The organism is Dermacoccus sp. PAMC28757, assembly GCF_014302635.1.
Taxonomy (GTDB): Bacteria; Actinomycetota; Actinomycetes; order Actinomycetales; family Dermatophilaceae; genus Dermacoccus; species Dermacoccus abyssi.
In genome coordinates, this window is sequence record NZ_CP060292.1 from 2,791,762 (window position 1) to 2,816,307 (window position 24,546).

19 protein-coding genes are annotated in these 24,546 nt (G+C 68.3%); 9 read left to right on the top strand and 10 right to left on the bottom strand.

The window, feature by feature from the left end; genetic code table 11:
• Positions 1–32: 32 nt before the first annotated feature.
• Positions 33–2,159 (top strand): glycogen debranching protein GlgX, encoded by a 2,127-nt coding sequence (gene glgX, locus H7F30_RS13240; protein ID WP_187035647.1) that lies wholly within the window; start codon positions 33–35, stop codon positions 2,157–2,159.
• 61 nt (positions 2,160–2,220) lie between these two features.
• Here glgX and H7F30_RS13245 read toward each other — a convergent pair whose 3' ends face one another.
• Both H7F30_RS13245 and H7F30_RS13250 read right to left on the bottom strand, forming a co-directional pair.
• Positions 2,221–2,697, bottom strand: a complete 477-nt coding sequence (locus H7F30_RS13245; RefSeq protein WP_370448503.1) for a hypothetical protein — start codon at positions 2,695–2,697, stop codon at positions 2,221–2,223.
• Positions 2,679–3,044, bottom strand: coding sequence for a hypothetical protein (locus H7F30_RS13250; RefSeq protein WP_129662772.1), 366 nt, complete (start codon positions 3,042–3,044; stop codon positions 2,679–2,681). The genes H7F30_RS13245 and H7F30_RS13250 overlap by 19 nt, the downstream gene beginning before the upstream one ends.
• A gap of 178 nt (positions 3,045–3,222) precedes the next feature.
• Here H7F30_RS13250 and H7F30_RS13255 point away from each other — a divergent pair, with 178 nt between their 5' ends.
• The 4 genes from H7F30_RS13255 to pgm all read left to right on the top strand — a co-directional run bounded on the left by H7F30_RS13255 (position 3,223) and on the right by pgm (position 13,401).
• Complete coding sequence (locus H7F30_RS13255) at positions 3,223–5,400, top strand: alpha-1,4-glucan--maltose-1-phosphate maltosyltransferase (RefSeq protein WP_187038065.1); 2,178 nt, start codon at positions 3,223–3,225, stop codon at positions 5,398–5,400.
• 4 nt (positions 5,401–5,404) lie between these two features.
• Complete coding sequence (treS, locus tag H7F30_RS13260) at positions 5,405–7,195, top strand: maltose alpha-D-glucosyltransferase (RefSeq protein WP_187035649.1); 1,791 nt, start codon at positions 5,405–5,407, stop codon at positions 7,193–7,195.
• Positions 7,195–11,622, top strand: a complete 4,428-nt coding sequence (glgB, locus tag H7F30_RS13265; protein ID WP_187035651.1) for a 1,4-alpha-glucan branching protein GlgB — start codon at positions 7,195–7,197, stop codon at positions 11,620–11,622. Before treS ends, glgB begins: the two co-directional genes overlap by 1 nt.
• 135 nt (positions 11,623–11,757) lie before the next feature.
• Positions 11,758–13,401 carry a phosphoglucomutase (alpha-D-glucose-1,6-bisphosphate-dependent) gene (gene pgm / locus H7F30_RS13270; RefSeq protein WP_187035653.1) on the top strand — a complete coding sequence of 548 codons (1,644 nt, stop codon included), beginning with the start codon at positions 11,758–11,760 and terminating at the stop codon, positions 13,399–13,401.
• A gap of 169 nt (positions 13,402–13,570) precedes the next feature.
• Here the strand turns inward: pgm and H7F30_RS13275 are convergent, their stop codons facing one another.
• From H7F30_RS13275 to H7F30_RS13285, 3 genes are all read right to left on the bottom strand, one after another.
• Positions 13,571–14,611 carry a tetratricopeptide repeat protein gene (locus H7F30_RS13275; protein WP_187035655.1) on the bottom strand — a complete coding sequence of 347 codons (1,041 nt, stop codon included), beginning with the start codon at positions 14,609–14,611 and terminating at the stop codon, positions 13,571–13,573.
• A gap of 166 nt (positions 14,612–14,777) precedes the next feature.
• Positions 14,778–16,544: a methylmalonyl-CoA mutase gene (locus tag H7F30_RS13280; protein ID WP_187035657.1), complete on the bottom strand. Its 1,767-nt coding sequence runs from the start codon at positions 16,542–16,544 to the stop codon at positions 14,778–14,780.
• A 28-nt stretch (positions 16,545–16,572) separates the two neighbouring features.
• Positions 16,573–17,097 (bottom strand): N-acetyltransferase, encoded by a 525-nt coding sequence (locus H7F30_RS13285; RefSeq protein WP_187035659.1) that lies wholly within the window; start codon positions 17,095–17,097, stop codon positions 16,573–16,575.
• A gap of 73 nt (positions 17,098–17,170) precedes the next feature.
• Between H7F30_RS13285 and H7F30_RS13290 the strand changes: the two genes are divergently transcribed.
• The gene (locus H7F30_RS13290; RefSeq protein WP_222617809.1) at positions 17,171–17,527 is read left to right on the top strand and encodes a hypothetical protein; all 357 of its coding nucleotides are present in this window, start codon (positions 17,171–17,173) and stop codon (positions 17,525–17,527) included.
• A 38-nt stretch (positions 17,528–17,565) separates the two neighbouring features.
• Here H7F30_RS13290 and H7F30_RS13295 read toward each other — a convergent pair whose 3' ends face one another.
• The 4 genes from H7F30_RS13295 to H7F30_RS13310 all read right to left on the bottom strand — a co-directional run bounded on the left by H7F30_RS13295 (position 17,566) and on the right by H7F30_RS13310 (position 21,988).
• On the bottom strand, positions 17,566–17,871 hold the full coding sequence (locus tag H7F30_RS13295; protein ID WP_187038069.1) for a thiamine-binding protein: 306 nt from the start codon (positions 17,869–17,871) through the stop codon (positions 17,566–17,568).
• A 99-nt stretch (positions 17,872–17,970) separates the two neighbouring features.
• Positions 17,971–19,680 (bottom strand): FAD-dependent oxidoreductase, encoded by a 1,710-nt coding sequence (locus tag H7F30_RS13300; RefSeq protein ID WP_187035661.1) that lies wholly within the window; start codon positions 19,678–19,680, stop codon positions 17,971–17,973.
• A 151-nt stretch (positions 19,681–19,831) separates the two neighbouring features.
• Positions 19,832–20,782 carry a methylmalonyl Co-A mutase-associated GTPase MeaB gene (gene meaB, locus H7F30_RS13305; protein ID WP_231579544.1) on the bottom strand — a complete coding sequence of 317 codons (951 nt, stop codon included), beginning with the start codon at positions 20,780–20,782 and terminating at the stop codon, positions 19,832–19,834.
• 6 nt (positions 20,783–20,788) lie between these two features.
• A complete protein-coding gene (locus H7F30_RS13310; RefSeq protein ID WP_187035662.1) occupies positions 20,789–21,988 on the bottom strand; it encodes an acetyl-CoA C-acetyltransferase in 1,200 nt (399 codons plus the stop codon).
• 70 nt (positions 21,989–22,058) lie between these two features.
• Here H7F30_RS13310 and mce point away from each other — a divergent pair, with 70 nt between their 5' ends.
• On the top strand, positions 22,059–22,508 hold the full coding sequence (gene mce / locus H7F30_RS13315; protein ID WP_187035664.1) for a methylmalonyl-CoA epimerase: 450 nt from the start codon (positions 22,059–22,061) through the stop codon (positions 22,506–22,508).
• Between the two features lie 56 nt (positions 22,509–22,564).
• Here mce and H7F30_RS13320 read toward each other — a convergent pair whose 3' ends face one another.
• Positions 22,565–23,707: an IS30 family transposase gene (locus tag H7F30_RS13320; protein ID WP_187035666.1), complete on the bottom strand. Its 1,143-nt coding sequence runs from the start codon at positions 23,705–23,707 to the stop codon at positions 22,565–22,567.
• Between the two features lie 105 nt (positions 23,708–23,812).
• On the opposite strand from H7F30_RS13320, the gene H7F30_RS13325 reads away from it, so the two are divergent.
• Positions 23,813–24,157, top strand: a complete 345-nt coding sequence (locus tag H7F30_RS13325; protein ID WP_222617810.1) for a hypothetical protein — start codon at positions 23,813–23,815, stop codon at positions 24,155–24,157.
• The gene (locus H7F30_RS13330; protein ID WP_187035668.1) at positions 24,154–24,501 is read left to right on the top strand and encodes a VOC family protein; all 348 of its coding nucleotides are present in this window, start codon (positions 24,154–24,156) and stop codon (positions 24,499–24,501) included. Before H7F30_RS13325 ends, H7F30_RS13330 begins: the two co-directional genes overlap by 4 nt.
• Positions 24,502–24,546 lie beyond the last annotated feature (45 nt).

Sequence of the window (24,546 nt, forward strand, 5' to 3'; positions counted from 1 at the left end):
CGGCAAACCTACCCACTCTTATCCTTGTTCGCATGACTGCCCCGCCACGAGTCTTCGCTCGTCCCCCCAAGCCCGGCGTCACACTCGAGCGCGGCGGCGTCACATTTTGCGTCTACGCAGGCCACGCCGAGCGGGTCTGGCTGTGTCTCTTCGACGGCGAGAACGAGACGCGTCACGCGATGAGCGACGTCGGCGGAGGCCAGTGGGCGACCTTCCGCGACGACGCGGGCTTGGGCACCCGCTACGGCTACCGCGTTCGCGGTCGCTGGGCCCCCGATCAGGGCTATCGCCACAACGAGGCCAAGCTGTTGCTCGACCCCTATGCGCAGGCGGTCGACGGTGAGGTCACGTGGCGCCCCGAGGTCTTCGGCCACGTCGTGGACGACGAATTCCACGGCGATGACGCCGTGCGCGACGAACGGGATTCGGCGCCCTACGTGCCGCGCTCGGTCGTCGTCGACGAGACCTATGACTGGGGTGACGACGCGTCCGGCCCACGCGTGCCGATGGCCGACACGGTCTTCTACGAAACACACGTGGCCGGGTTCTCACGCCTGAACCCCGCGGTGCCCGAGCACCTGCGTGGCACCTACGCCGGTTTGGCTCACCCCGCCTCGGTCGCACACCTGCGCTCGCTCGGCGTCACGTCCGTGGAGTTGTTGCCCGTGCACGCGTTCACGGACGAACCGCACCTCGTGAAGCTCGGCCTGACGAACTACTGGGGCTACAACACGCTGGGCTTTCTCGCCCCGCACGCGGCGTACGCGTCAGCAACCGATCCCCAGGCCGTGACTCGCGAGTTCAAGGACATGGTCAAGGCCCTACACGCCGCGGGTCTCGAGGTGATCCTCGACGTCGTCTACAACCACACCGCCGAGCAGGGCGGGCACGAGGGCGCCACGTTCTCACTGCGCGGCCTCGACAACCGTGCGTACTACCGCCTCGACGAGCACGGGCGCGACATCGACGTCACCGGCTGCGGCAACAGCGTCGACGTCCGACACCCGGCCGCGATGCGGCTCGTGCTCGACTCGCTGCGCCACTGGGTGACGACCTACCACGTCGACGGCTTTCGCTTCGACCTCGCCGTGACGCTCGGCCGCGGGCCCGGTGACGACTTCGATCCGAACGCCGCACTGCTCGTGGCGATGCGCACCGACCCCGTCCTTTCACAGGTCAAACTCGTCGCGGAGCCCTGGGACATCGGCCCGAACGGTTGGCGGACCGGCCAGTTCCCCCCCGGCTTCAGCGAGTGGAACGACCGGTTCCGCAACACGGTGCGTGACTTCTGGCTCGGGGACGTGGCGCGCGCCGGCGCCGGGCAACCCGGCCACGGCATCGCCGATCTCGCGACGCGCCTCGCCGGATCACGCGACCTGTTCGCCGGCCCGCTACGCCGCCCGCAGGCCGGGATCAACTACGTCACGGCACACGACGGCTTCCCGATGGCCGACCTCACGGCGTACGACTCGAAGCACAACGAGGCCAACGGCGAGCACAACCACGACGGCACGAGCGACAACCGTTCGTGGAACCACGGCGTCGAGGGCCAGAGCGACGACCCGTCGATACGGGCTGCGCGCCTGCGGACGGTGCGCAACCTGCTCGGCACTCTGTTGCTGTCGGCCGGCGTCCCGATGATGACGGCCGGCGACGAGTTCGCCCGCACCCAGGGCGGTAACAACAATGCGTACTGCCAGGACAACGAAACCAGTTGGCTCTCCTGGGATCACGATGCCGACCAGCGTCAGCTCGTGGCAACGACCTGTCATCTCACAAGCCTGCGCGAACGCTTCTCCGTCCTGCGACACACGACGTTCTTCCCCGGCGCGAGCGATGCCAGTGACGTGGCGGACCTGCGGTGGTTCGGAGCGCACGGCCGCACGCTCACGGCGGACGAGTGGAACGACCCGAGTGTCCACACGGTGCAGGCCCACTTCGACGGCTCACGCGAGCACGAGGAGTCGCTCCTACTGGTGCTGCACAACGGGCCGGGGGACGAGGTCACCCTGCCCGAATCGGCGGGAGCGAACGCGTGGGAGGTGCTGTGGGATTCGAGTGTGCCCGACCCCGCCCAGCTCGCACCCGAGACGATCCCAGCTGGTTCTGCCAGGCCGGTGAACGGGCCGACGATGCTGGTCCTCACTCCGACGAGCTGACCGCTCGGCCGCGGACTGGCGAGCCCTCGCGACTCGATTGAGACGAGCGCCGGACGTCAGGTCAGCGGGTCGGCGCGCTCCGGCGCAGCCAGAGCAGACCGATGATCGGCAACAGAAGGGGCACGAACCCGTAACCCTGGCCGAAGTGCGACCACACGGTCTTGTCGTGGAACGCGTCGGGCTGGAGCACACTCCACAGCCCGACGATCAGGACACCGGCGAGTTCGAAACCGATCGTCGCCCGGGCGAGACGCACCGACGTCCGGTCACCGCGTGCCAGGGCCACTGTCGCGACGATGTAGACGATCGCCGCGAGCGCCGAGAGGAGGTAGGCGGCCGGCGCTTTCGAGAAGCTCTGGGACAACTGCATGATCGAGCGCCCCGTCGCGGCGAGCGCGAACAGGCCGTACACGGCCACGAGCATTCGTCCCGGTCCCGAGTTCACCGTTCGGGTGTTCCGGCTGGTCACGTCGCGCGCGTCCTTCGTCTCGTTCGGTGCGGGGTCGTTGTCGCTCGGTGTCACGGGTGACCGTTCCACAGCTGCAGAATGCGGCCGACCATGATGCCCAGGCCGACAGCGGCGAGCAGCAGCACCGCCGTCCCCCAGCGCGATTCCCGCTCGGCGATGGCCCAGAATCCTGCGACGGGCAGGACGATGAGCAGCCCGACGAGGTAGGCGATGAAGATTCCGGTGTTCATCCGCGGATCGGCCGAACCCGACGTCGCGATGCCGACGACGAGCTGCAACACGAGCAGCACCTCGACCGCGATCATGAGATAGAAGATCGGGTTGTCGATGGGACGCCCGCGAACCGTCGCGACTGCGGCGAGCAGCGCGAGCAGTGTGGTGGCGCCGAGGACGACGACAGTCAGGGGGACGAACACCCCGTCATCGTAGGCGGGCCTCATCTCGGCCCGCGAACCGGGCGCAAGCTCCGCGAATGCCCGTGTGAGGCCGGTCTCACGCGGCTGGCCGTCTCGCCGCCACTCGCGCGAGAAGCGGTTGTCAGTGGTATTGGGTAGCGTGACGCACGTGACTGTTTCTCAGCCGGGCCGATCGCCCATGCCGAAACCGACCCCCGACACCACTGGCGCGTCGAACGCCGCCACGCGCGACGACGTCGACCTCGCCGCCAACCCGGCGAGCGCCGAGCCGGAAACCGGCCGGTACACGCCCGACACCGCCGAGCACCGCCCCGAACCGGCCGCGAACGCCCCCACCACCGCGCACGTCGAGGTCGGTGGAGTGCGAGGCATTGGCCGCATCCCGGTCACCGACGTCATGCCGATCGTCGACGGCGGCAACCTGCCGACCAAGTCGGTCGTCGACGAGCCGTTCACCGTGCGCGCAACCGTCTTCCGTGAAGGTCACGACGCCGTCAACGCCTCCCTCGTCATGGTCTCGCCGCACGGCGCCGAGCGCATCGTCACCATGACCTGCGTCAACCCGGGCCTCGACCTGTGGACCGCCGAGGCCGAAGCCGACCACGAGGGGGTGTGGCACTTCCGTGTGGAGGGCTGGAGCGACCCGTACGGCACGTGGGAGCACGACGCCACGATCAAGGTGCCCGCCGGCATCGACGTCGAGGTGATGTTCGAGGAGGGCGCCCGCGTTCTCGACCGCTCGCTCGCCACGAACGACCACCCGGACGACGATGCCCGCGTGCTCGAGCACGCGGCCGCCACGATGCGCGACACGAGCCTGCCGCAGGACGAGCGCCTCGCCGCGGGCACGTCGCTCAGCGTCAAGGAGGTCATGGAGCGCCTGCCGCTGCGTGACTTCGTCTCTCCCAGCCCCGACTACCCGTGGCTGGTGGAGCGCAAGCTCGCCCTGTCCGGCGCGTGGTACGAGTTCTTCCCGCGCTCCGAGGGCGCCTACTTCGACGAGGCCACGGGCAAGTGGGTCTCCGGAACGCTGCGTACGGCCGCCGAGCGCCTTCCGGCCGTCGCCGACATGGGCTTCGACGTCGTCTACCTCACGCCGATCCACCCGATCGGCGCGATCAACCGCAAGGGTCCGAACAACTCGCTGACGGCCGGCCCCGAGGATCCGGGTTCGCCGTACGCCATCGGCAGCAAGGACGGTGGCCACGACGCCATCGAGCCGTCGCTGGGCACCTTCGACGATCTCGACGCCTTCGTCGCCCGCGCCGAGGAGCTCGGCCTGGAGGTCGCGCTCGACATCGCGCTGCAGTGCGCGCCTGACCACCCGTGGGTCACCGAGCACCCCGAGTGGTTCACGACGCGTAGCGACGGCACGATCGCCTACGCCGAGAACCCGCCGAAGAAGTACCAGGACATCTACCCCCTGAACTTCGACAACGACCCGGCCGGCATCTACGCCGAGATGCGCCGCGTCATGCAGGTGTGGATCGACCACGGCATCAAGATCTTCCGGGTCGACAACCCGCACACGAAGCCTGTCGAGTTCTGGCAGTGGCTCATCGCCGACGTCGCGAAGAACCACCCGGACGTCATCTGGCTCGCCGAGGCGTTCACGAAGCCCGCCATGATGCACAACCTCGGGCGCATCGGCTTCCAGCAGAGCTACACGTACTACGCGTGGCGCCACCAGCCGTGGGAGATCCGCGAGTACCTCGACGAGCTCATCGGCGATACCGCGAGTTACATGCGTCCGAGCTTCTGGCCGACGACGCACGACATCCTCACGCCGTACATGCAATTCGGCGGCCCGGCAGCGTGGAAGCTGCGCGCCGCTCTCGCCGCGACGCTCGTGCCCACCTACGGCATCTACGCCGGCTACGAGCTCATGGAAAGCGTCGCCCGGCCGGGTGCCCAAGAGCAGATCGACAACGAGAAGTACCAGTTCAAGAACCGCGGGTGGGACGACTACCTGCCAGGCGGGCCCAAGGAAGGTCAGTCGATCGACTGGTACCTGCGCCGGATCAACGAGATCCGCCGCGCGCACCCGGCCCTCGAACACCTGCGTAACCTGCGCTGGCACGGCGTCGACGACGAGAACTTCCTTGTCTTCTCCAAGCGCCGTGTGCTGACCGACGGCAGCGAGGACACGATCCTCGTCGTGGCCAACACCGACCCGCACGCCACGCGTGAGACCTGGGTGCACCTCGACATGGGAGCGCTCGGCCTGCGCGGCGACGAGGGCTTCGTGGCCCACGACCTCCTCAGCGATGCCACCTGGCACTGGGGCGAGCACAACTTCGTCCGGCTCGGACCGGACGCCGAAAACGTTCACATCATCCACGTAAGGCGGTTCTGAAGACATGCAGGGACTTGGACTCCACCAGCCCGGGCTCAAGCACGACCCCCAGTGGTTCCGTAAGGCCGTCTTCTACGAAGCGCTCGTGCGCGGTTTCAGCGACTCCACCGGCAACGGTTCTGGCGACTTCTCCGGCCTCATGGGCAAGCTCGACTACCTGCAGTGGCTGGGCGTCGACTGCCTGTGGCTGCCCCCGTTCTACGCCTCGCCGCTGCGCGACGGCGGCTACGACATCAGTGACTACAAGCAGGTGCTGCCCGAGTTCGGCACGCTGCCCGAGTTCCAGGAGCTCGTGGCGCAGGCCCACGCTCGCGGCATCCGCATCATCACCGACTTCGTCATGAACCACACGAGCGACCAGCACGCGTGGTTCCAGGCGAGCCGCGAGGATCCGGAAGGTCCGTACGGCGACTACTACGTGTGGTCGGACACGGACGAGAAGTACTCCGAGGCGCGCATCATCTTCGTCGACACCGAAGAGTCCAACTGGACCTTCGACTCCGTGCGCCGCCAGTTCTTCTGGCACCGCTTCTTCTCCCACCAGCCGGACCTCAACTTCGAGAACCCGGCCGTTCAGGAGGAGATGTTCGACATCGTCCGCTACTGGATGGACATGGGCATCGACGGTTTCCGTCTCGACGCCGTGCCGTACCTCTTCGAGGAAGAGGGCCATAACGGCGAGAACCACCCGAAGACGCACGAGTTCCTCGCGCGCCTTCGTCGGATGGTCGACGAGGAGTACCCCGGACGCGTTCTGCTCGCCGAGGCCAACCAGATGCCGCACGAGGTCGTCGACTACTTCGGCACCGAGGAAGATCCGGAGTGCCACATGTGCTTCCACTTCCCCGTCATGCCGCGCCTGTACTACTCGCTGCGCGAGGAGAAGGCCGCGCCGATCATCGACGTGCTCGCCGACACCCCGCCGATCCCCAAGGGCACGCAGTGGGGCACCTTCCTGCGCAACCACGACGAGTTGACCCTCGAGATGGTGACGAACGAGGAGCGCGCCGCCATGTACGGCTGGTACGCACCGGACCCGCGCATGCGCGCGAACGTCGGTATCCGCCGCCGTCTCGCTCCCCTGCTCGACAACAGCCGCGCCGAGATCGAACTCATCAACGCGCTCCTGCTGTCGCTGCCGGGCTCGCCGTGCCTGTACTACGGCGACGAGATCGGCATGGGCGACAACATCTGGCTCGACGACCGTGATGCCGTCCGCACGCCGATGCAGTGGACGCCGGACCGCAACGCGGGTTTCTCGACGGCCGACCCGGGAAAGCTGTATCTGCCCGTCATCCAGAACCTCGTGCACAACTACTCCACGGTGAACGTCGAGGCGCAGATGGCCAGCAACTCCTCGCTGCTGCACTGGACGCGCGGCATGCTCGCCGTACGCTCGCGCCACGCGGCGTTCGGCATGGGCGACTTCGTCGTCACGCCGGCCGACAACGAGGCCGTGCTCGCCTACACCCGCTCGATGTCGGACGACGACGCGAAGTCCGAGGACTCGGCCAAGCACCTGCTGTGCGTCAACAACCTGTCGTCGCGCCCGCAGGGTGCTCGCATCACGGTCGGTGAGAAGTTCGCCGGCGCCGAGCTCACCGACATCTTCGGCGGTCAGGGCTTCGGCGCGGTCCGCGAGGACGGCACGCTCGAGGTCATGCTCGGTTCGCGCGGCTTCTACTGGCTCGCCATCGAGTCCGACGTGAGCGCGGACGCCGAGTTCCCCGCCACCAAGGGCAGCGCCGAGGCCGACGCCTCCGAACTGCTCGACGTGCTGAAGGAGGACGGCTGATGGTGGCCGAGATCCACTCGAACGCTTCGATGGAGCCCGGCAAGATCGACCTCGTCGGCCCATGGGCGGCGAAGCAGCGCTGGTTCCAGGGCAAGGGGGGCACGCCGCAGTTCCACCGGACGAGCGCCTTCCGGCTGGCCGACCCGAGCGGTCAGGTCGGCGTCGAGATCATGTTCCTGCGGGACGTCACGTCCGGCGAGAACACGACCTACCAGATCCCCGTCACCTACCGCGGCGAGCGGGTACCGGAGTTGGAGCACGCCCTCATCGGCACGTCCGAGCACTCCGTCCTCGGCACGCGGTACTTCTACGACGGCCCGCACGACCCGGTGTTCGCGGCGGCTCTGCTCGACGTCATGGTCAACGCCGGCACGGAGGAGGAGCGCAGCGACGGCGTCGTCGAGATGACCGTCAAGGGCCGCCCCAGCCCCCGCGGGGCGGGGCTGCCCCGCATGCGCAGCGCGAAGGTGCTCAGCGGCGAGCAGTCGAACACGTCGATCATCTACACGCTCGACGACGGCTCGCAGCTCATCGCCAAGCTCTTCCGCGTGCTCCACGTCGGCTCCAACCCCGACATCGAGATCACGAACGCCCTCACCGCGGCGGGCAACCAGCACGTGCCGGCCCTCTACGCGTCGCTGGCCGGCTCGTACAGCGAGGGTCGCCACAGCCGCGAGCGCGTGACGGCCGACCTCGCGTTCGCGCAGGAGTTCCTGCCGAACGTGCGTGACGCATGGCGCGAGGCCCTCGAAGCCGCTCGTGACAACCGTGACTTCACCGAGGGAGCCCGCGCCCTGGGCCGCACGACGGCTGAGGTCCACCGCACCCTCGCCGAGGTTCTGCCGACGGCCGAGCCCGACGCGAACCGCATCAGCGACCTCGTCGACGAGATGCACAAGCGCGCGGCCGCTGCCTTCCACGAGGCCGAGCACCTGGCGCAGCACACGACGGCCGTCTCCGCCCGCATCGAGGCGAGCCGCGGCGCGACGTGGCCGGCGTTCCAGCGCATCCACGGCGACTACCACCTCGGTCAGGTGCTCGACGTACCCGAGCGCGGGTGGGTGCTGCTCGACTTCGAGGGCGAGCCGCTGCGTCCGCTCGGCGAACGAACGAACCCCGACGTCACCGTGCGCGACGTCGCGGGCATGCTGCGTTCCTTCGACTACGCCGGAGGCACGATCGAGAACGAGCAGCCGGGCGCCGACGGCGACCGCCGCGCCTGGGTCGACGCGACGCAGGCGGCGTTCCTCGAAGGCTACGAGCGTGAGGCCGGCGCCTCCGTCCCCCGCGACCTGCTCGATCTGTTCGTGCTCGACAAGGCGCTCTACGAGATCTCCTACGAAGCCCGCAACCGTCCGGATTGGCTCAGCATCCCCGCGAACGCCGTCGTCCGGATCCTCGAGGCCGCACCGCAGGCCTCCGAAGTGCACGCCATGAGCGCGCACCCCGTCACGCCGCTCGCCCACATCGGCAACGCGGCTGCGGGCACCGACGAAAGGAGCACCATGAACTCCGAGAACACTCCCCCGCCCGTCACGACGCGCGGCGTCCCCGCAACCGATGACACCACCGTCGCCGAGCCGGGCAGCAAGCCCGACGCCGCAGGAACCGGGGTCGTGAGCAGCGTCGTCGGTGCAACCAAGGAGCTGGCGACTCAGGCCGGTTCGGCCCTCGGAATGGACACCGCACGCTCCGGCGGCGAGGTGCGTCCCGCATCGGTCGACACGAACGAGTTGAACGCCGTCCTCGCCGGTGAACACCGCGACCCGCACCGCGTCCTCGGTGCTCACGTCGCCGACGGCGTCATCACGTTCCGTGTCGTGCGTCCGATGGCACGCACGGTCGCCGTCGAGATGGGCGATCAGCGCGTCGAGCTCACACACGAGCACGAGGGCATCTGGGTGGGCGCCACCGCGGGCGAGCACATGCCGGACTACCGCATCCTCACAACCTACGAGGACGGCGCGGAGCAGCGCGGGGACGACCCGTACCGCTTCATGCCGACGCTCGGCGAGATCGACCTCCACCTCATCGGTGAGGGTCGTCACGAGGAGTTGTGGAACGTGCTCGGTGCGCACGTGCGCACCTACCCGAGCGTCATGGGTGACGTCACCGGCACGTCGTTCGCGGTCTGGGCGCCCAACGCCAAGGCCGTGCGCGTCGTCGGCGACTTCAACCACTGGGACGGTGTCGGCCACGGAATGCGCACGCTCTCCGATTCCGGTGTGTGGGAGCTCTTCGTGCCCGACGTGCACGAGGGCACCGCCTACAAGTTCGAGATCCTGTGCAGCGACGGCGTCCGTCGCGCCAAGGCCGACCCGATGGCCCGCCTCGCCGAGACGGCGCCCGCCACCGCCTCGAAGGTGACGCGTTCGCACTACGAGTGGAACGACTCGGCCTGGATGACGAAGCGCGCGGAGACCGACCCCCACCACGGCCCGATGTCGACCTACGAGGTCCACCTCGGCTCCTGGCGTCAGGGGCAGAGCTACCGTGACCTCGCCGAACACCTGGTCAACTACGTCAAGGACCTTGGCTTCACGCACGTGGAGTTCATGCCCGTCATGGAGCACCCCTACCCGCCGAGCTGGGGCTACCACGTCACGAGCTACTACGCGCCCAACAGTCGCTTCGGCGACCCGGACGACTTCAAGTTCCTCGTCGACCGCCTCCACCAGGAGGGCATCGGGGTCATCCTCGACTGGGTGCCAGGTCACTTCGCCACCGACGAGTGGGCGCTCGCCCGTTTCGACGGCCAGGCGCTCTACGAGCACCCGGACCCGCGCAAGGGCTGGCACCCCGAGTGGGGTTCGAACATCTTCGACTACGGCCGCCCGCAGGTGCGCAACTTCCTCGTCGCCAACGCGCTGTACTGGCTCGAGGAGTTCCACGCCGACGGTCTGCGCGTCGACGGTGTCGCCTCGATGCTGTACCTCAACTACGCCCGCAAGGACGGCGAATGGGTGCCGAACAAGTTCGGCGGCCAGGAGAACCTCGAAGCCGTGCAGCTGCTGCAGGAGACGAACGCGACGGCGTACAAGCGCACGCCGGGAGCCGTCATCATCGCCGAGGAGTCGACGTCGTGGCCGGGCATCACCCGCTCGACCGATTCGGGCGGCCTGGGCTTCGGCCTGAAGTGGAACATGGGCTGGATGCACGACTCGCTCGACTACGTCGCGCGTGAGCCGATCTACCGTCAGCATCATCACCACGACCTGACGTTCGCGCTCGTCTACGCGTTCAGCGAGCAGTTCGTGCTGCCCGTCAGCCACGACGAGGTCGTGCACGGCAAGGGCAGCCTGCTGCGCAAGATGCCCGGTGATCGCTGGCAGCAGCTCGCCGGTGTGCGCGCCTACCTCGCGTACATGTGGGCCCACCCCGGCAAGCAGCTGCTCTTCATGGGTTCGGAGTTCGCGCAGGAGGCCGAGTGGGCCGACGGGCGCAGCCTCGACTGGTGGCTCCTCGACCAGCCGGCACACTACGGCGTCCACGCGATGATGAAGGATCTCAACCGGGCCTACCGTGAGCGCCCGGCGATGTGGGCTCTCGACCACTCGGGTGAGGGCTTCCGCTGGATCAACGCCGACGACGCCGACCGCAACGCCTACACGTGGCTCCGCTTCGCCGAGGCGGAGTCCGACGGCTACCGCCCCGTCGTCGCCGTGGCGGCCAACTTTGCCGGATCGCCGCACGAGAACGTGCGCGTCGGTCTGCCACACGCGGGCACCTGGAACGAGATCCTCAACACCGATGCCCAGGCGTACGGTGGTTCCGGAGTCGGAAACCTCGGTTCCGTCGTCGCGGAGGAAATTCCGTGGGACGGGCAGCCGTACTCGGCCGAGATCACCATGCCGCCGCTCGGCGTGGTGTGGTTCGAGCCGGCAACGCGCCCCGACATGACGCAGGTGGCTGCGCACACCGCTACCGAGCAGGCCAGTGGCGCCGATTCATCGTCCACCGCAACGGCACGACAGGAGAACACGATGAGTGACCAGAACGCAGCGACGAGTTCGTCCGACAAGCAGCCGTCCGAGGCCCTCATCGCGGGCGCGCCGCTCGAGGACGCCGCAGGCAACCCGGGCGCACTCGATCAGCCGCTCGACGGTTCGCGTGGCGGCGCGCAGGCCGAGGACGCTCAGGGAGCGGCCGGCGACCAGCAGGCGCGTTCGCGTACCGGCGTCCCGGCGACGCACCCCGTCGACCACGCGGACGAGGGTGGTTTCGACGTCGAGCAGACCGAGTCGAAGGCGCGCGAGCGTGCCTTCACGCCGGCCGGCGAGGACGAGACGGGTGACGAGCCCGTCGAGCACCTCAAGGACATCACCGGCACGCCCGGTGGCGGCCTCGACGAGGACGTCGAGGGTGGCCGCTGGGGCCCCGACGACGAGGCTCGCGACGCCGCCGACCAGACGCGTCAGCGCGACTGACGACCCGCTCGATCGAGCGCATGAGGCCGGCCGTACCCGCCAGGGGTGCGGCCGGCCTCATCGCGTCCGCCCCGCCTCGCTCGGGGCATCGGTTCGGGCGTTTACGTCGCCGCTCAAAGAGGGCAGGATGAAGGCATGAGCAACCGCGCGGGCCAGTTGGCCGAACCTCGTGACCTGATCGACGTCCCCCACCTCGTCACGGCGTACTACACGCTGACGCCCGACCCTGAGAACGTCGACCAGCAGGTGGCGTTCGGCACGTCGGGGCACCGCGGTTCGAGCCTCAAGACCGCGTTCAACGAGGCGCACATCCTCGCGACGACGCAGGCGATCGTCGACTACCGCCGCTCGCAGGGCTTCGACGGCCCGTTGTTCCTCGGCCGCGACACCCACGCGCTGTCCGAGCCTGCGTGGGCGAGTGCACTCGAGGTGCTCGTCGCGAACGACGTCACGGTGCTCGTCGACCACCGTGACGGCTACACGCCGACGCCCGCCGTCAGCCACGCCATCCTGCGCGCGAACAAGGGCAAGGATCTGACGAACGGATCCGGCCTGGCCGACGGCATCGTCGTCACGCCGTCACACAACCCGCCGGCCGACGGTGGCTTCAAGTACAACCCGCCGCACGGTGGGCCGGCCGACTCGGATGCCACGAAGGTCATCGCGGCACGCGCCAACGAGTACATCCGTGGTGGGCTCTCCGGTGTCAAGCGGGTGGCCTTCTCGAAGGCGTCAGAGAAGGCGCAGAAGTACGACTTCCTCGGTACGTACGTCGACGACCTGCCCAACGTCGTCGATCTGGCGGCGATCAAGAACGCCGGCGTGAGGATCGGCGCCGACCCGCTCGGCGGCGCTGCCGTCGCCTACTGGGGCGAGATCGCCGAACGCCACGGCCTCGATCTCACGGTAGTCAATCCTCTCGTGGACCCGACGTGGCGCTTCATGACGCTCGACTGGGACGAGAAGATCCGCATGGACTGCTCCTCCCCCAACGCCATGGCCTCCCTCATCGCCCAGCGCGAGAAGTACGACATCGCAACCGGCAACGATGCCGACTCCGACCGCCACGGCATCGTCACGCCCGACGCCGGCCTGATGAACCCGAACCACTACCTCGCGGTTGCGATCCAGTACCTCTACGGCGGCGCTCGCCCGCAGTGGGGCGACGGTTTCATCGGCAAGACGCTCGTGAGCAGTTCGATGATCGACCGGGTGGCCGAAGACCTGGGCCGCAAGCTCGTCGAGGTGCCCGTCGGATTCAAGTGGTTCGTCCCGGGCCTGCTCGACGGCTCGGGCCCGTTCGGCGGTGAGGAGTCGGCCGGTGCGTCGTTCGTCCGGTTCGACGGCTCGGTGTGGACCACGGACAAGGACGGCATCCTGCTCGCCCTGCTCGCCTCGGAGATCAAGGCGACGACGGGCAAGTCCCCGTCCGAGCTGTACGCCGAGTTGACGGCCGAGCACGGCGCGCCGGCCTACGCCCGCGTGGATGCGCCCGCCTCACGTGAGGAGAAGGCGAAGCTCGGCGCCCTGACACCGGATGCCGTCACCGCCGACACCCTCGCCGGTGAGCCCATCACGGCCAAGCTGACGGAGGCGCCCGGCAACGGCGCGAAGATCGGGGGCCTCAAGGTCGTCACCGACAGCGCGTGGTTCGCCGCGCGCCCGTCGGGCACCGAGGACGTCTACAAGATCTACGCCGAGTCGTTCAAGGGCGAGGAGCACCTCGCCCAGGTCCAGTCCGAGGCGCGCGAGGTCGTGGCGCAGGCCCTCGGCGACTGACGACGCACGGAAGCGCTCGAGGCCTCGCCGACGGACGTCGGCGAGGCCTCGAGCGATCCAGCTGAGGGGTGGGGCTGGGTAGCCGAACGGGACCATCGGACGATCGCCTTACGGCGACCGGGCCCCGCGTCCGTCCTGCGCCGCGCCGCACCCTCGGATCGAGACCCGATCAGTACAGCGCCGACATGAGGGACGTGCGTGCCTTCTTGACGCGAGGGTCGCTCGCGCCGACGACGTCGAACAACTCGACGAGGTGCTCGCGAACGCGGGTGCGCTCGTCGTCACGCGTCGCTTTGACGACGTCGATGAGCCGGGCGAAGGCATCCTCGACGTGGCCACCGAGCAGGTCGAGGTCGGCCACGGTCATCTGCGCCTCGACGTCCTCGGGATTGGTCGCCGCAGCCTCACGGGCCGCGTTGAGGTCGGCACCCTGCGTGCGCTGCATCAACTTGACCTGGCCGCGCGCGAGGCGCGCCTCCTCGTCCTTGGGGTTCTGCTCCAGTGCCTTGTCGAATGCGGCCAGGGCACCCTCGTAGTCGCCCTGGTCGATCGCGTCGTAGGCGATCTTGTGAAGGGGCGGCAGTTCCGGCTCCGGCGAGACATCAGCATCGGAACCGCCGTCCGCGGCGCCCGCGGCGTTCGGGTCGTAGTCGGCCACACGGCCGGTGACGCCGTTCTGCACGGCGATCTGGACGATCTGACCGACCATCTCCTCGCCCATCGCATCGTCGACGACGGGCGGGATCGGGATCGGCTGGCCCTGGACGAAAGCGGCCGCGAGAACCTGACCGGGCTGGCCCTGCTGCGCTGCCTGCTGCGATAACTGCGCGAACACCTGACCGATCTCGGGTGCCTCGTCGAGGTCGGCGACACCGAGAAGCACCCGCCCCTGCTGGGCACGCACCGCTCGCGCCAGAACGTCGATGGGCTGCTGGGAAGCGGGCTGCGAACGAGCCCACACCGCGACGATGACAGGGTGGGTCATCGACTGCTGCGCGAGTGCCTGGAAGTTGTCCGCCGTGACGTCCACGACCAGGCCGTCGCGGCGGAACGTGCCGCCTTCTTGCGCCTGCCCCGATGACGGCGCGGGGGCTCCCGGACCCTGGGCGCCGGGCGTCGCGTTGCCGGGAGCCGCAGCCTGCGGCTTCTTGAGCGAGGAGAGGTCAACAGCGCCGCGCAGGGACGCGGCGTTCAACGGCTGGTTCGTCATGACGGCATTCTTGCAGGGCCCTCGCGCAGAGTCACCGTGTGATCGCCGACAGCGAAAAACAGCCCCGGACCTCGCTGTTCGAACCCCCGGTCAGCGCTGCCCCCGAGTGGCGCCCCTCCCGGCAATCACCGAGGGGCGTCAGCGCGGAGAACGGGCCCGGCGCCGATCAGAAAGCCGCTGGCTCCCGGTACTCGCCCCACAGTTCCTTGAGCGCCCCGCAGATCTCACCGAGCGTGGCCTCGGCGCGCGCCGCCTCCAGCATCGGCTCGATGAGGTTCGCGTCGGTCTTCGCGGCCGCGACGAGCGCCTCCAACTTCTCCCGGACACGAGCGCCGTCACGTGCGACCTTGCGCTCCTCGAGCTGCGCCACCTGGTCACGCTCGACCTCGTGACTGATGCGCAGGATCTCGAGCGGCTTCGCGTTCGTCTCCATGTGCGCGTTGACGCCCACGATGCGCTTGTCGCCCTTCTCCAGGGCCTGCTGGTAGCGGAACGAGGAGTCGGCGATGTGACCGGTGAACCACGCCTCCTCGATACCGCGCAGGAGACCACTCGTCATCGGGCCGACCTCGTGACGGACGGTGCCGTCCTCGTCACGCGGTGCACCTGCCTCCCCGAGGTCACGGATCTGAGCGAAGATCTTCTCGGCCTCGGCCTCGATCTTGTCGGTGAGTGCCTCGACGTACCACGAGCCGCCGAGCGGGTCGGCGACGTTCGTGATGCCGGTCTCCTCCATGAGCACCTGTTGCGTACGGAGCGCGATCTCGGCCGACTCGTCCGTCGGCAGCGCCAGCGTCTCGTCGAGGGCATTCGTGTGGAGCGAGTTCGTTCCGCCGAGCACGGCGGAAAGCGCCTCCACCGCGGTGCGGACGACGTTGTTGATCGGCTGCTGCGCCGTGAGGGAGACACCCGCCGTCTGCGTGTGGAACCGCATCCACATCGCCTTCTCGGACGTGGCGCCGTACTCCTCCTTCATCCAACGCGCCCAGATACGGCGGGCCGCACGGAACTTCGCGATCTCCTCGAAGAAGTCGACATGGGCATCGAAGAAGAACGACAGGCCCGGAGCGAACGTGTTGACGTCGAGACCACGCGAGAGACCGAGCTCGACGTAGCCGAACCCGTCGGCCAGCGTGTAGGCCAGTTCCTGCGCGGCCGTCGCTCCCGCCTCGCGGATGTGGTAACCCGAGACCGAGAGCGGCTTGTAGGCCGGCATGTTCGCGGTGGTGTACTCCATGAGGTCGGCGATGAGGCGCAGATGCGGCTCCGGAGCGAAGAGCCACTCCTTCTGCGCGATGTACTCCTTGAAGATGTCCGTCTGCAACGTTCCGTTCAACGTGCCGATGTCGACACCCTGACGCTCCGCCGCGACGACGTACATGCAGAACACCGGAACCGCAGGGCCGGAGATGGTCATCGACGTCGTGACGTCGCCGAGCGGAATGGAGTCGAAGAGGATCTCCATGTCGGCGACGGAGTCGATGGCGACACCGCAGTGGCCGACCTCGCCGAGGGAGAGTTCCTCGTCGGAGTCGCGTCCCATGAGCGTCGGCATGTCGAATGCGACGGAGAGACCGCCACCGCCGCGGCCGAGGATCATCCGGTAGCGCTCGTTGGTCTGCTTGGCATTGCCGAAGCCGGCGAACTGACGGATCGTCCAGGGGCGCCCGCGGTACCCGGTCGAGTGCAGACCACGCGTGTACGGGTACTCACCCGGCCACCCGATGCGCGGGTCGACCTCACCGTCGGTGGGGCCGTAGACGGGGTCGACCTCCTCGCCCGAGAGGGTCGTGAAGTCGGCGTCGCGCACGAGACCCTTCGCGACGGCGTCGTCATAACGCTTCTGCCAGGCGCTGCGTCCGGTGCTCGGGGTGGTGGCACCGCCGTCCGCGCCGCTGCCGTGGGATGTGTCGGCATCGATGTAGGCGTTCATGGCGACCACGGTACGCCACGAGTGTGACCTACTTCACGGTAGTTGGGCGCGTCATCCGCAGATCGCGGTTGCCCTCGTCGTCCTGTTCCCTCCTGACGCCGTCGATGTCGAAACCGTGGCGGCGGTAGAACGCAATGGCGCGCTCATTGCCCTCGACCACCCACAGGTAAGCGGGCCGATCCGCCAGCTCGAGCCTCATGAGTTCCTGGGCGACGCCCGTCCCCTGGTGCTCGCGGGCGAGGTTGAGCACCCAGAGCTCCGTGGGCGCGGGAGCGTCCTCGTCGCGCGCCTGCCCGACGGTGATCCATCCAGCCAGGGCACCCGTGGCGCGTTCGATCGCCCCGACGACTCGGGGTGAGTCGTCACCGCCGAGGATCTGGCGCCACTTCACGGTGATGCGCTCGACGTCGAGGGCATCGAGAGCCGCCTGTGCCATGAGTCCCGGGTAGGTCTCGCGCCAGACGCGGATGTGCACGGCCGCGATGTCCGCGGCGTCGTCAGCCGTAAGACGGCGGATGGCGTAGCGATCAGCGACGACGGAGTAGTCGTCCATGGCAGAACGCTAACGTCTCAACCCCTGACGAAAGAGCTTGCATCCACTCACGCGAGGGGCGTTGCCTGGCGACATGACGAGTGATCTGCGCACGACGTTGCGCGAAAGTCTGACGTCAGCCATGCGAATGCGCGACTGCGATACCACGAACGTTCCGGGTTCTACGCTGGCAGCGATCGACAATGCCGAGGCCGTACCGCTCACGAAGCGCGGAGTCCGATCGGGCGAGTTGCCCGACATCGGCGTCGGCTCGACAGAGGCCGAACGGTGTGACCTCACCTCACGCGATGTGCTCGACATCGTCCAGCACGAGATCGACGAACTCTCCCGGGCCGCAAGTCTTCTCGGCGACGGTCAGCCGGAGTCGGTCGCGCGGTTGCGGCATCAGGCCGCCATCCTCACGGTGGTTCTCGCGAAGGCGGGCCACTGACGCCCGGGAGCTTGGCGCACACCACGCGCGACGAGGTGTCACTCGCCCGTGAGTCGCTCCTCGATGCGCGCGACCTTGGCGTCGAGTTGGCCGGTGAAACCGGGCCGGATGTCAGCCTTGAGCACGAGTGAGACCCGGGGCGAAACGGCTCCGACGGCTTCGCAGGCCCGTTTCACGACGTCCATGCACTCGTCCCACTCCCCCTCGAGGGTCGTGAACATCGCGTCGGTGCGGTTCGGGATGCCCGACTCACGCACCACGCGGATGGCTGCGGCCACCGCCTCGCTGACGGAACCGTCCGGGTCGTCCGTCGTCGACGGTGCGACGGAGAAAGCGACGAGCATCATGATCTCCTCGAAGGTGATGGGAACGATGCAGTCAGGTTCGCACGTCGGCCACCCCGCGCGGCGTGCGCCGAGCGTCGCGTCTTGGGCCCGGCAGGATCAGCTCGCGCAGGCGTCCGGGTCGCAGGTCCCCGTCACGACGGCCTCGAGCCAGTGGTGAACGAGCGTCACGGCCCCCGCGCCCTCACCCGACGCCGCGGCGACGCGCTTCATCGACCCGGCGCGGATGTCGCCTGCGGCGAACACGCCAGGCACGCTCGTCGCGAGCGCTTCCGGGGGCAGCCCGTCACGCCAGAACTCCTGCGGCACGTCACGACCGGTGAGCACGAAACCCTTGGCGTCACGCGCCACGGTGCCGTCGAGCCAGTCGACGCACGGGTGCGCGCCGAGCAGGAGGAACAGCCCGCAGGCGGGAACCGTCAGCTCCTGGTCCTTCTCGTTGAAGCGGATCGTCACGTGCTGCAGCCGATCGGTGCCGCTCGCCCCGACGATCTCCGCATTCGTCTTGACGACGATTCGCGGGTTCGCCTCGATCTCGCGGATGAGGTAGTCAGACATCGTCTCCGCGAGCCCGTCGCGACGCACGACGATGCTTACGGAGCGCGCGAAGCGTGAGAGGTGGATGGCGGCCTGGCCCGCCGAGTTGCCGCCGCCGACGACGAGGACGTGCCCGCCCTCGCACTCGCGGGCAGCCGACGACGCCGCGCCGTAGTACACGCCGCGTCCGACGAAGCCTTCGACCTCCTCGACGCCGAGGCGACGGTAGGCCACGCCCGTCGAGATGAGAACGGCGCGGGCGCAGACCGGCCCGTCGTCGGTCTCGAGCACGTGCGGTTCGCCGCGATAGCCGGGCGTGAAACCGGTGACCTCGGTGGCCGAGTAGATGCCCGCGCCGAACCGGGTGGCCTGGAACCGCGCGCGCTGCGCGAGGCGCATGCCCGAGATGCCGCGGGGAAAGCCCAGGTAGTTGCGGATCATCGAGCTCGTGCCGGCCTGGCCGCCCACGGCGTCGGCCTCGATGACGGCTGTGCTCAGCCCCTCGCTCGCGCCGTACACCGCGGCAGCGAGGCCGGCCGGGCCCGCACCGACGATCGCAAGGTCGACGACGTGGCCCTCGCCCAACTCGTCGACGGTGGCGCCGAAGGCGCGCCCGAGCACACGGACGTCAGGGTTGGCGTGAACCTCGCGCTCGGCGATGCGCACGAGCGGATAGGCGATCTCGATGCCCTGCGAACGCGCCATCTCGAGCGTCTTGGCTGCGTGCGGAGCGTCCGGCGGCCAGACCCCCATTGGGATGCCCTGGCGGTCGAGGAATTCGCGCAGCACCCCGACGTTGGGGTCGCCTGCGGGCGCCACGATGTTGACGAGCTCGATCTCGGGGCCACCCGCCGACCACCCCCAGTCCGAGAGCAACTCGGTGACGGCGGTGTGGAACTCCTCGTCGCGCGGGCCGCTCGGCAGCAGGAGCGCGGCCTCGATCTGGCCGCTGATCTGCGCGACGCGCTGCTCCTCCACCGCCCACGGTTCGCTGCGCAGGCGCACCATGACCCGCTTGGCCGCCGGCATGACGGCATGCAGGCACTGCAGCGTGACGAGGCCCGTCGCGTCGCCCACCTGCGTCGTCGCGGCGAACATCGCGACCGGGATGCCGCGCGCGTTGAGGCCCTGCGCCATCGTCATCGATTCGCTGAGCGTCGTGGCGAGTTGCAGGTCGTACTCGGCAGCGTAGCGGTGGGCGAATTCGTCCCGCATCTCTTCGGCGTGCTCAGCGGCCGCGATGAGCATGATGACGGGCGTACGAGGCTTCATCCTCCAAGTCTAGGCACCGGCGCCGACAACCCCGGTATTCCGCGGAATCAGAGCTGATACCGGCAGGCGACGCACGTCAGAACTCGCTTTGGCGACGCCTCGCCGCCATGGGCTCTCGCGCGGTTTCGGACGCGCATCGAGCCCCTCACCCTCAACCCGCGACGGCCTGCGCCGCGGCGTAGGGGTCCAGAACCCCTCGAGCGACAGCCTCAGCGAGATCGTCGAGCTTCACCTCGGCGTTGGGGCGTTCCCAGCGCTCGCGCAGTCGCCGCACCGCCAGCTCTTCGATCTCGCCCGCGGCCCGACGTCGGCGGCGCACGCTCAGCTCGTCGTGCTCGAGCATCCACGCCCGGTGTGCCTCGACGGCCGCGACGACGTCCTCGACTCCCTGCGCCTTCTCGGCCACCGTGGAGACGACCTCCGGGCGCCACTCACCGGGTTCACCCGACATGCCGAGCGAGATCATGTGCCGCAGATCGCGCACCGTCGCTGGCGCACCGTCCCGGTCGGCCTTGTTGACGACGAAGAGATCACCGATCTCCAGGACGCCGGCCTTCGCGGCCTGGATGGAATCTCCGGCACCGGGCGCGAGCAGGACGATCGTCGTGTCCGCGAGGCCCGCGATATGCACTTCCGACTGTCCGACGCCCACGGTCTCCACGAGCACGATGTCGAAGCCTGCTGCGTCGAGCACCCGCAGGGCCGCCGGAGCGGCGGCCGCGAGACCACCGAGGTGGCCGCGCGTCGCCATCGAGCGGACGAACACGCCCTCATCACCTGAGTGGCCGACCATCCGGATTCGGTCGCCCAGCAGAGCTCCTCCGGAGAACGGCGAACTCGGGTCGACCGCAAGGACGGCCACCGTCTTGCCGTCCTTGCGGTAGGCCTCGACGAGCGCGTTCGTCGACGTCGACTTACCGACCCCGGGCGGCCCCGTGAGACCGATGATCTGCGCCTCGCCCGTGTGCGGCGCGATGGCTGCTCCGATCTCCTCGAGCTTGGGGTGTCCGTTCTCGACGCAGGTCAGCAGCCGCGCGAGCGCACGCCTGCTGCCGTCGCGCATCTGCGCGACGAGCTGGGGCACGTCGATCTCGCGCGGCACGGCTGATCAGCCTTCCGCGGCCACGCGCAGGACGAGCGCGTCACCCTGTCCCCCGCCACCGCAGAGCGCAGCGGCTCCGACCCCGCCACCACGACGCTTCAGTTCGTGGGCCAGCGTGAGAACGAGACGGGCTCCGGACATGCCGATCGGGTGGCCCATGGCAATGGCGCCGCCGTTCGGGTTGACCTTCTCCGGATCCAGGCCGAGTTCCTTGGTGGACGCGAGGCCGACGGCCGCGAACGCCTCGTTGATCTCGACGACGTCGAGGTCGGTGGGCGCAAGGCCGTCCTTCTCACAGGCGGCGGCGATGGCGCGCGCCGGCTGGCTCTGCAGCGTCGAGTCGGGCCCGGCGACGACTCCGTGAGCCCCGATCTCGGCGAGGATCTCAAGCCCCAGCTCCTCGGCCTTCGCCTTGCTCATGACGACGAGCGCTGCGGCGCCGTCGCTGATCTGCGAGGCCGAACCGGCCGTGATCGTGCCGTCCTTACTGAACGCAGGACGCAGCTTGCCGAGGGACTCGGCCGTCGTGTCGGCCCGCACACCCTCGTCGTTCTTGAACTGCACGGGCTCGCCCTTGCGCTGCGGGATCTCGACGGAGACGACCTCGTCGTCGAAGTAGCCCTTCTCCCAGGCAGCTGCAGCCTTCTGGTGCGACGCCGCGGAGAAGGCGTCCTGCTCCTCGCGGCTGAACTGCGCATCACCGCAGTTGGCCTGCTCCGTGAGGTTGCCCATGGCCTGGTCGGTGAAGGCGTCCCACAGACCGTCGTAGGCCATGTGGTCGCGCATCGACACGTCGCCGTACTTGAAGCCTTCACGGGACTTCTCGAGAAGGTGCGGCGCCTGGGTCATGGACTCCTGACCACCGGCCACGACGACGTCGAGCTCACCGGCGCGGATGAGCTGCGCGGCGAGTGCCACCGCGTCGAGACCCGAGAGGCAGACCTTGTTGATCGTCAGGGCGGGCACGCTCATCGGGATGCCGCCCTTGACCGCGGCCTGACGGGCCGGGATCTGGCCGGCGCCGGCGGTGAGCACCTGACCCATGATGACGTAGTCGACCTGATCGCCCGTGACGCCGGCCTTCTCGAGGGCCCCCTTGATGGCGATCCCGCCAAGATCGGAGCCCGAGAAACCCTTGAGCGAGCCGAGCAGGCGACCCATGGGGGTACGGGCACCCCCGACGATGACGGCGGTGGTGTCGGTCATGTCTTCCTCCACATTGAGTTAATCGTCATTAACCAAAGACGCTGTTTCCAGCAAACCATATGGTGGGGTCATGACCGGCTCTTTCACGCACCTGTTCGAGGCGATCGACCACGTCGGCATCGCAGTGGCCGACCTCGACGACGCGATCGCCTTCTATCGCGACACGTACGGCATGACGCTTGCTCACGAGGAGACCAACGAGGAGCAGGGTGTGCGTGAGGCGATGATGAGCGTCGGCCCGGCCGATGCCCCGCACAGCCACATCCAGCTGCTCGCGCCGCTGTCGCCGGAGTCGAGCATCGCGAAGTTCCTCGACCGCTCCGGCCCCGGCATGCAGCAACTCGCCTACCGCGTCGCAGACCTTGACGCGGTGAGCGCGACGCTGCGCGAGCGTGGCATGCGGTTGCTCTACGACGCGCCGAAGATCGGCACCGGCGGCAGCCGCATCAACTTCATCCACCCCAAGGATGCCGGCGGCGTGCTCGTCGAACTCGTCGAGCCGGCGACTGAAGGACACTGAGGCAGCCCATCGTTTCTACCCCAAGGCTCGGCGTCGTATCAAAAACGTTGGCGGATTCAACCGGTCAACGCACCATTGATGGTGTTCAGGCTATCGGTGAAGGCGTCGTGGGATGAGGCCCAGCCGAGGACCTTGCGGGGCCGTTCGTTGATGCGCGTCGCGATGGTGTCGAGGTCGGTCTGGGTGAAGGAGCGTAGGTCGGCGTTCTTCGCGAGGTACTGACGCAGCAACCGGTTCGTGTTTTCGTTCGTGCCGCGCTGCCATGGCGAACGGGCGTCACAGAAGAACACTTGCATGCCCAGGGCGTGCGTCACCTGGTCGTGGAAGGCCATTTCCCTGCCGCGATCCCACGTCAACGACCGACGAAACTGCGGCGGCACGTCGGCGAGATTCTCGATGAGAGCGTCCCTGACGGCGTCAGCCTTATACCCGTCGGGCAGGGCGACGACGCGCACCAGGCGGGTGGAGCGTTCGACGAGGGTGGCCACGGCGGACGGGCGCTGGCCCATGATGAGGTCACCTTCCCAATGGCCGACTTCGGCCCGGTCTTCGACGCTGGTGGGTCGATCGTGGATGGATGCCATGTTCCGCAACACGCCGCGGCGTTGTCGGGGTTTCGCGACGCGCGCGTGGCGCAGGGATCGCCCTGATCGCAGGAGGCTTCCCTGTCGTGGCGCACGGATCTGGCCGGTGTACAGGGCGTGGTAGATCGACTCGTGCGACAACGAATCCTGCTGTTCGCGCCGTAGCCAGTGGGCGATCTGGGTGGGTGACCACCCTCGTTCCAGCTTCGCCGCGACTAGGCTCGACAGCGCCTGATCGCGGTGGAGGCGTGAGGGTTTCGGGCGGCGCGCGTTGCGCCACGCGCCCGCGTCAGCGATGGCCGCGCGATAGGTGCCGGGGCCGCCGTGGCGGGCGACTTCGCGGCTGATACTCGTGTGATGCCGTCCCAGCCGAGCGGCGATGACACGGCACGATAAGCCGGCAGCGAGGCCGCGGGAGATCTCTTCACGTTCACTCAGCGACAGGTGCCGCCGGTTCCGGGCGCGCGGCGGCGGCTTCACTCCGCCATGGCGGCGCAGCAGCGTCCGGACTGGGGTTTGGCTGACGCCGATCGTGCGGGCGATGAGCCTGACCGACTCACCCTTCGCCCACAACGCCCAGACGTTCTCCTGCTGCTCGTTCGACAACCCGGCCATGACACCCACGATCCCCTATCGGTGGTGGTGCGTTGACCGGTTGAATCCGCCGTCGTTTATGCCCCCATCCTGGAGCATCCAGGTTATCGCCCTAGAGTCGAAGTCATGAACCGATTGACGATGGCGGAGTTCCCGTCATCAGACGCCCACTCATCGGCGGTATTTTTTCGCGCCGCCTTCGGCTGGGAGCACCTGGCCTACGGGCCGCACTACACAGATGTTCAGCTCGACAACGAACAGACACTTGGCTTCCAGGAAGACACCGCCGAAGCACCCCCAGGACCCTTGACGATCATCGATTTCGACGACCTTGATGCATCACCGTCCCACCGTTCGATTTCCCCGGTGGTCGCCGATTCCACTTCCGCGAGCCGGGCGGTAACGAGCTTGCGGCCTGGACGCGCGCAGGTGAGAGACCCAGCTCCATCGTGTAGCAAGGTGGGTCTATGAGAGTTGAACGAGTCGTCCCGAACCTGACGGTCACAGATATTGCCCGAGCTGTGGAAGAGCATCGGAACATGTTGGGCCTTGACGTTCTGATGGATCACGGATGGATCGTCACCCTGGGCGACGATGCTGGACATCAGCTCAGTCTGATGACCGCCGATGCCACAGCGCCGGTCAATCCCGACGTTTCGGTGTTCGTCGATGACGTGCGTGAGGCTTTCAAGCGTGTCGAGGCTGCCGGGGTAGAGATCGTTCATCCACTGGCCGACGAGCCGTGGGGAGTCACGCGGTTCTTCTACCGGGACAGCCAAGGGCGCGTGATCAACGTTGGAACTCACACGGCGTGAGTGTGCGGAATCGGTCGATCGAGCCACGGGCGTGGCGAGGGTACG

What these genes read in the sequence shown, in the direction of transcription:
- mce (WP_187035664.1), top strand. Translation starts at nt 22,059, where the DNA reads ATGACCGGCTCTTTCACGCACCTGTTCGAGGCGATCGACCACGTCGGC.
- H7F30_RS13290 (WP_222617809.1), top strand. Translation starts at nt 17,171, where the DNA reads ATGACGAGTGATCTGCGCACGACGTTGCGCGAAAGTCTGACGTCAGCC.
- H7F30_RS13295 (WP_187038069.1), bottom strand. Translation starts at nt 17,871, where the DNA reads ATGCTCGTCGCTTTCTCCGTCGCACCGTCGACGACGGACGACCCGGAC.
- H7F30_RS13320 (WP_187035666.1), bottom strand. Translation starts at nt 23,707, where the DNA reads ATGGCCGGGTTGTCGAACGAGCAGCAGGAGAACGTCTGGGCGTTGTGG.
- H7F30_RS13280 (WP_187035657.1), bottom strand. Translation starts at nt 16,544, where the DNA reads ATGAACGCCTACATCGATGCCGACACATCCCACGGCAGCGGCGCGGAC.
- H7F30_RS13285 (WP_187035659.1), bottom strand. Translation starts at nt 17,097, where the DNA reads ATGGACGACTACTCCGTCGTCGCTGATCGCTACGCCATCCGCCGTCTT.
- pgm (WP_187035653.1), top strand. Translation starts at nt 11,758, where the DNA reads ATGAGCAACCGCGCGGGCCAGTTGGCCGAACCTCGTGACCTGATCGAC.
- H7F30_RS13310 (WP_187035662.1), bottom strand. Translation starts at nt 21,988, where the DNA reads ATGACCGACACCACCGCCGTCATCGTCGGGGGTGCCCGTACCCCCATG.
- glgX (WP_187035647.1), top strand. Translation starts at nt 33, where the DNA reads ATGACTGCCCCGCCACGAGTCTTCGCTCGTCCCCCCAAGCCCGGCGTC.
- H7F30_RS13275 (WP_187035655.1), bottom strand. Translation starts at nt 14,611, where the DNA reads ATGACGAACCAGCCGTTGAACGCCGCGTCCCTGCGCGGCGCTGTTGAC.
- H7F30_RS13330 (WP_187035668.1), top strand. Translation starts at nt 24,154, where the DNA reads ATGAGAGTTGAACGAGTCGTCCCGAACCTGACGGTCACAGATATTGCC.
- H7F30_RS13300 (WP_187035661.1), bottom strand. Translation starts at nt 19,680, where the DNA reads ATGAAGCCTCGTACGCCCGTCATCATGCTCATCGCGGCCGCTGAGCAC.
- H7F30_RS13255 (WP_187038065.1), top strand. Translation starts at nt 3,223, where the DNA reads ATGCCGAAACCGACCCCCGACACCACTGGCGCGTCGAACGCCGCCACG.
- glgB (WP_187035651.1), top strand. Translation starts at nt 7,195, where the DNA reads ATGGTGGCCGAGATCCACTCGAACGCTTCGATGGAGCCCGGCAAGATC.
- H7F30_RS13325 (WP_222617810.1), top strand. Translation starts at nt 23,813, where the DNA reads ATGAACCGATTGACGATGGCGGAGTTCCCGTCATCAGACGCCCACTCA.
- treS (WP_187035649.1), top strand. Translation starts at nt 5,405, where the DNA reads ATGCAGGGACTTGGACTCCACCAGCCCGGGCTCAAGCACGACCCCCAG.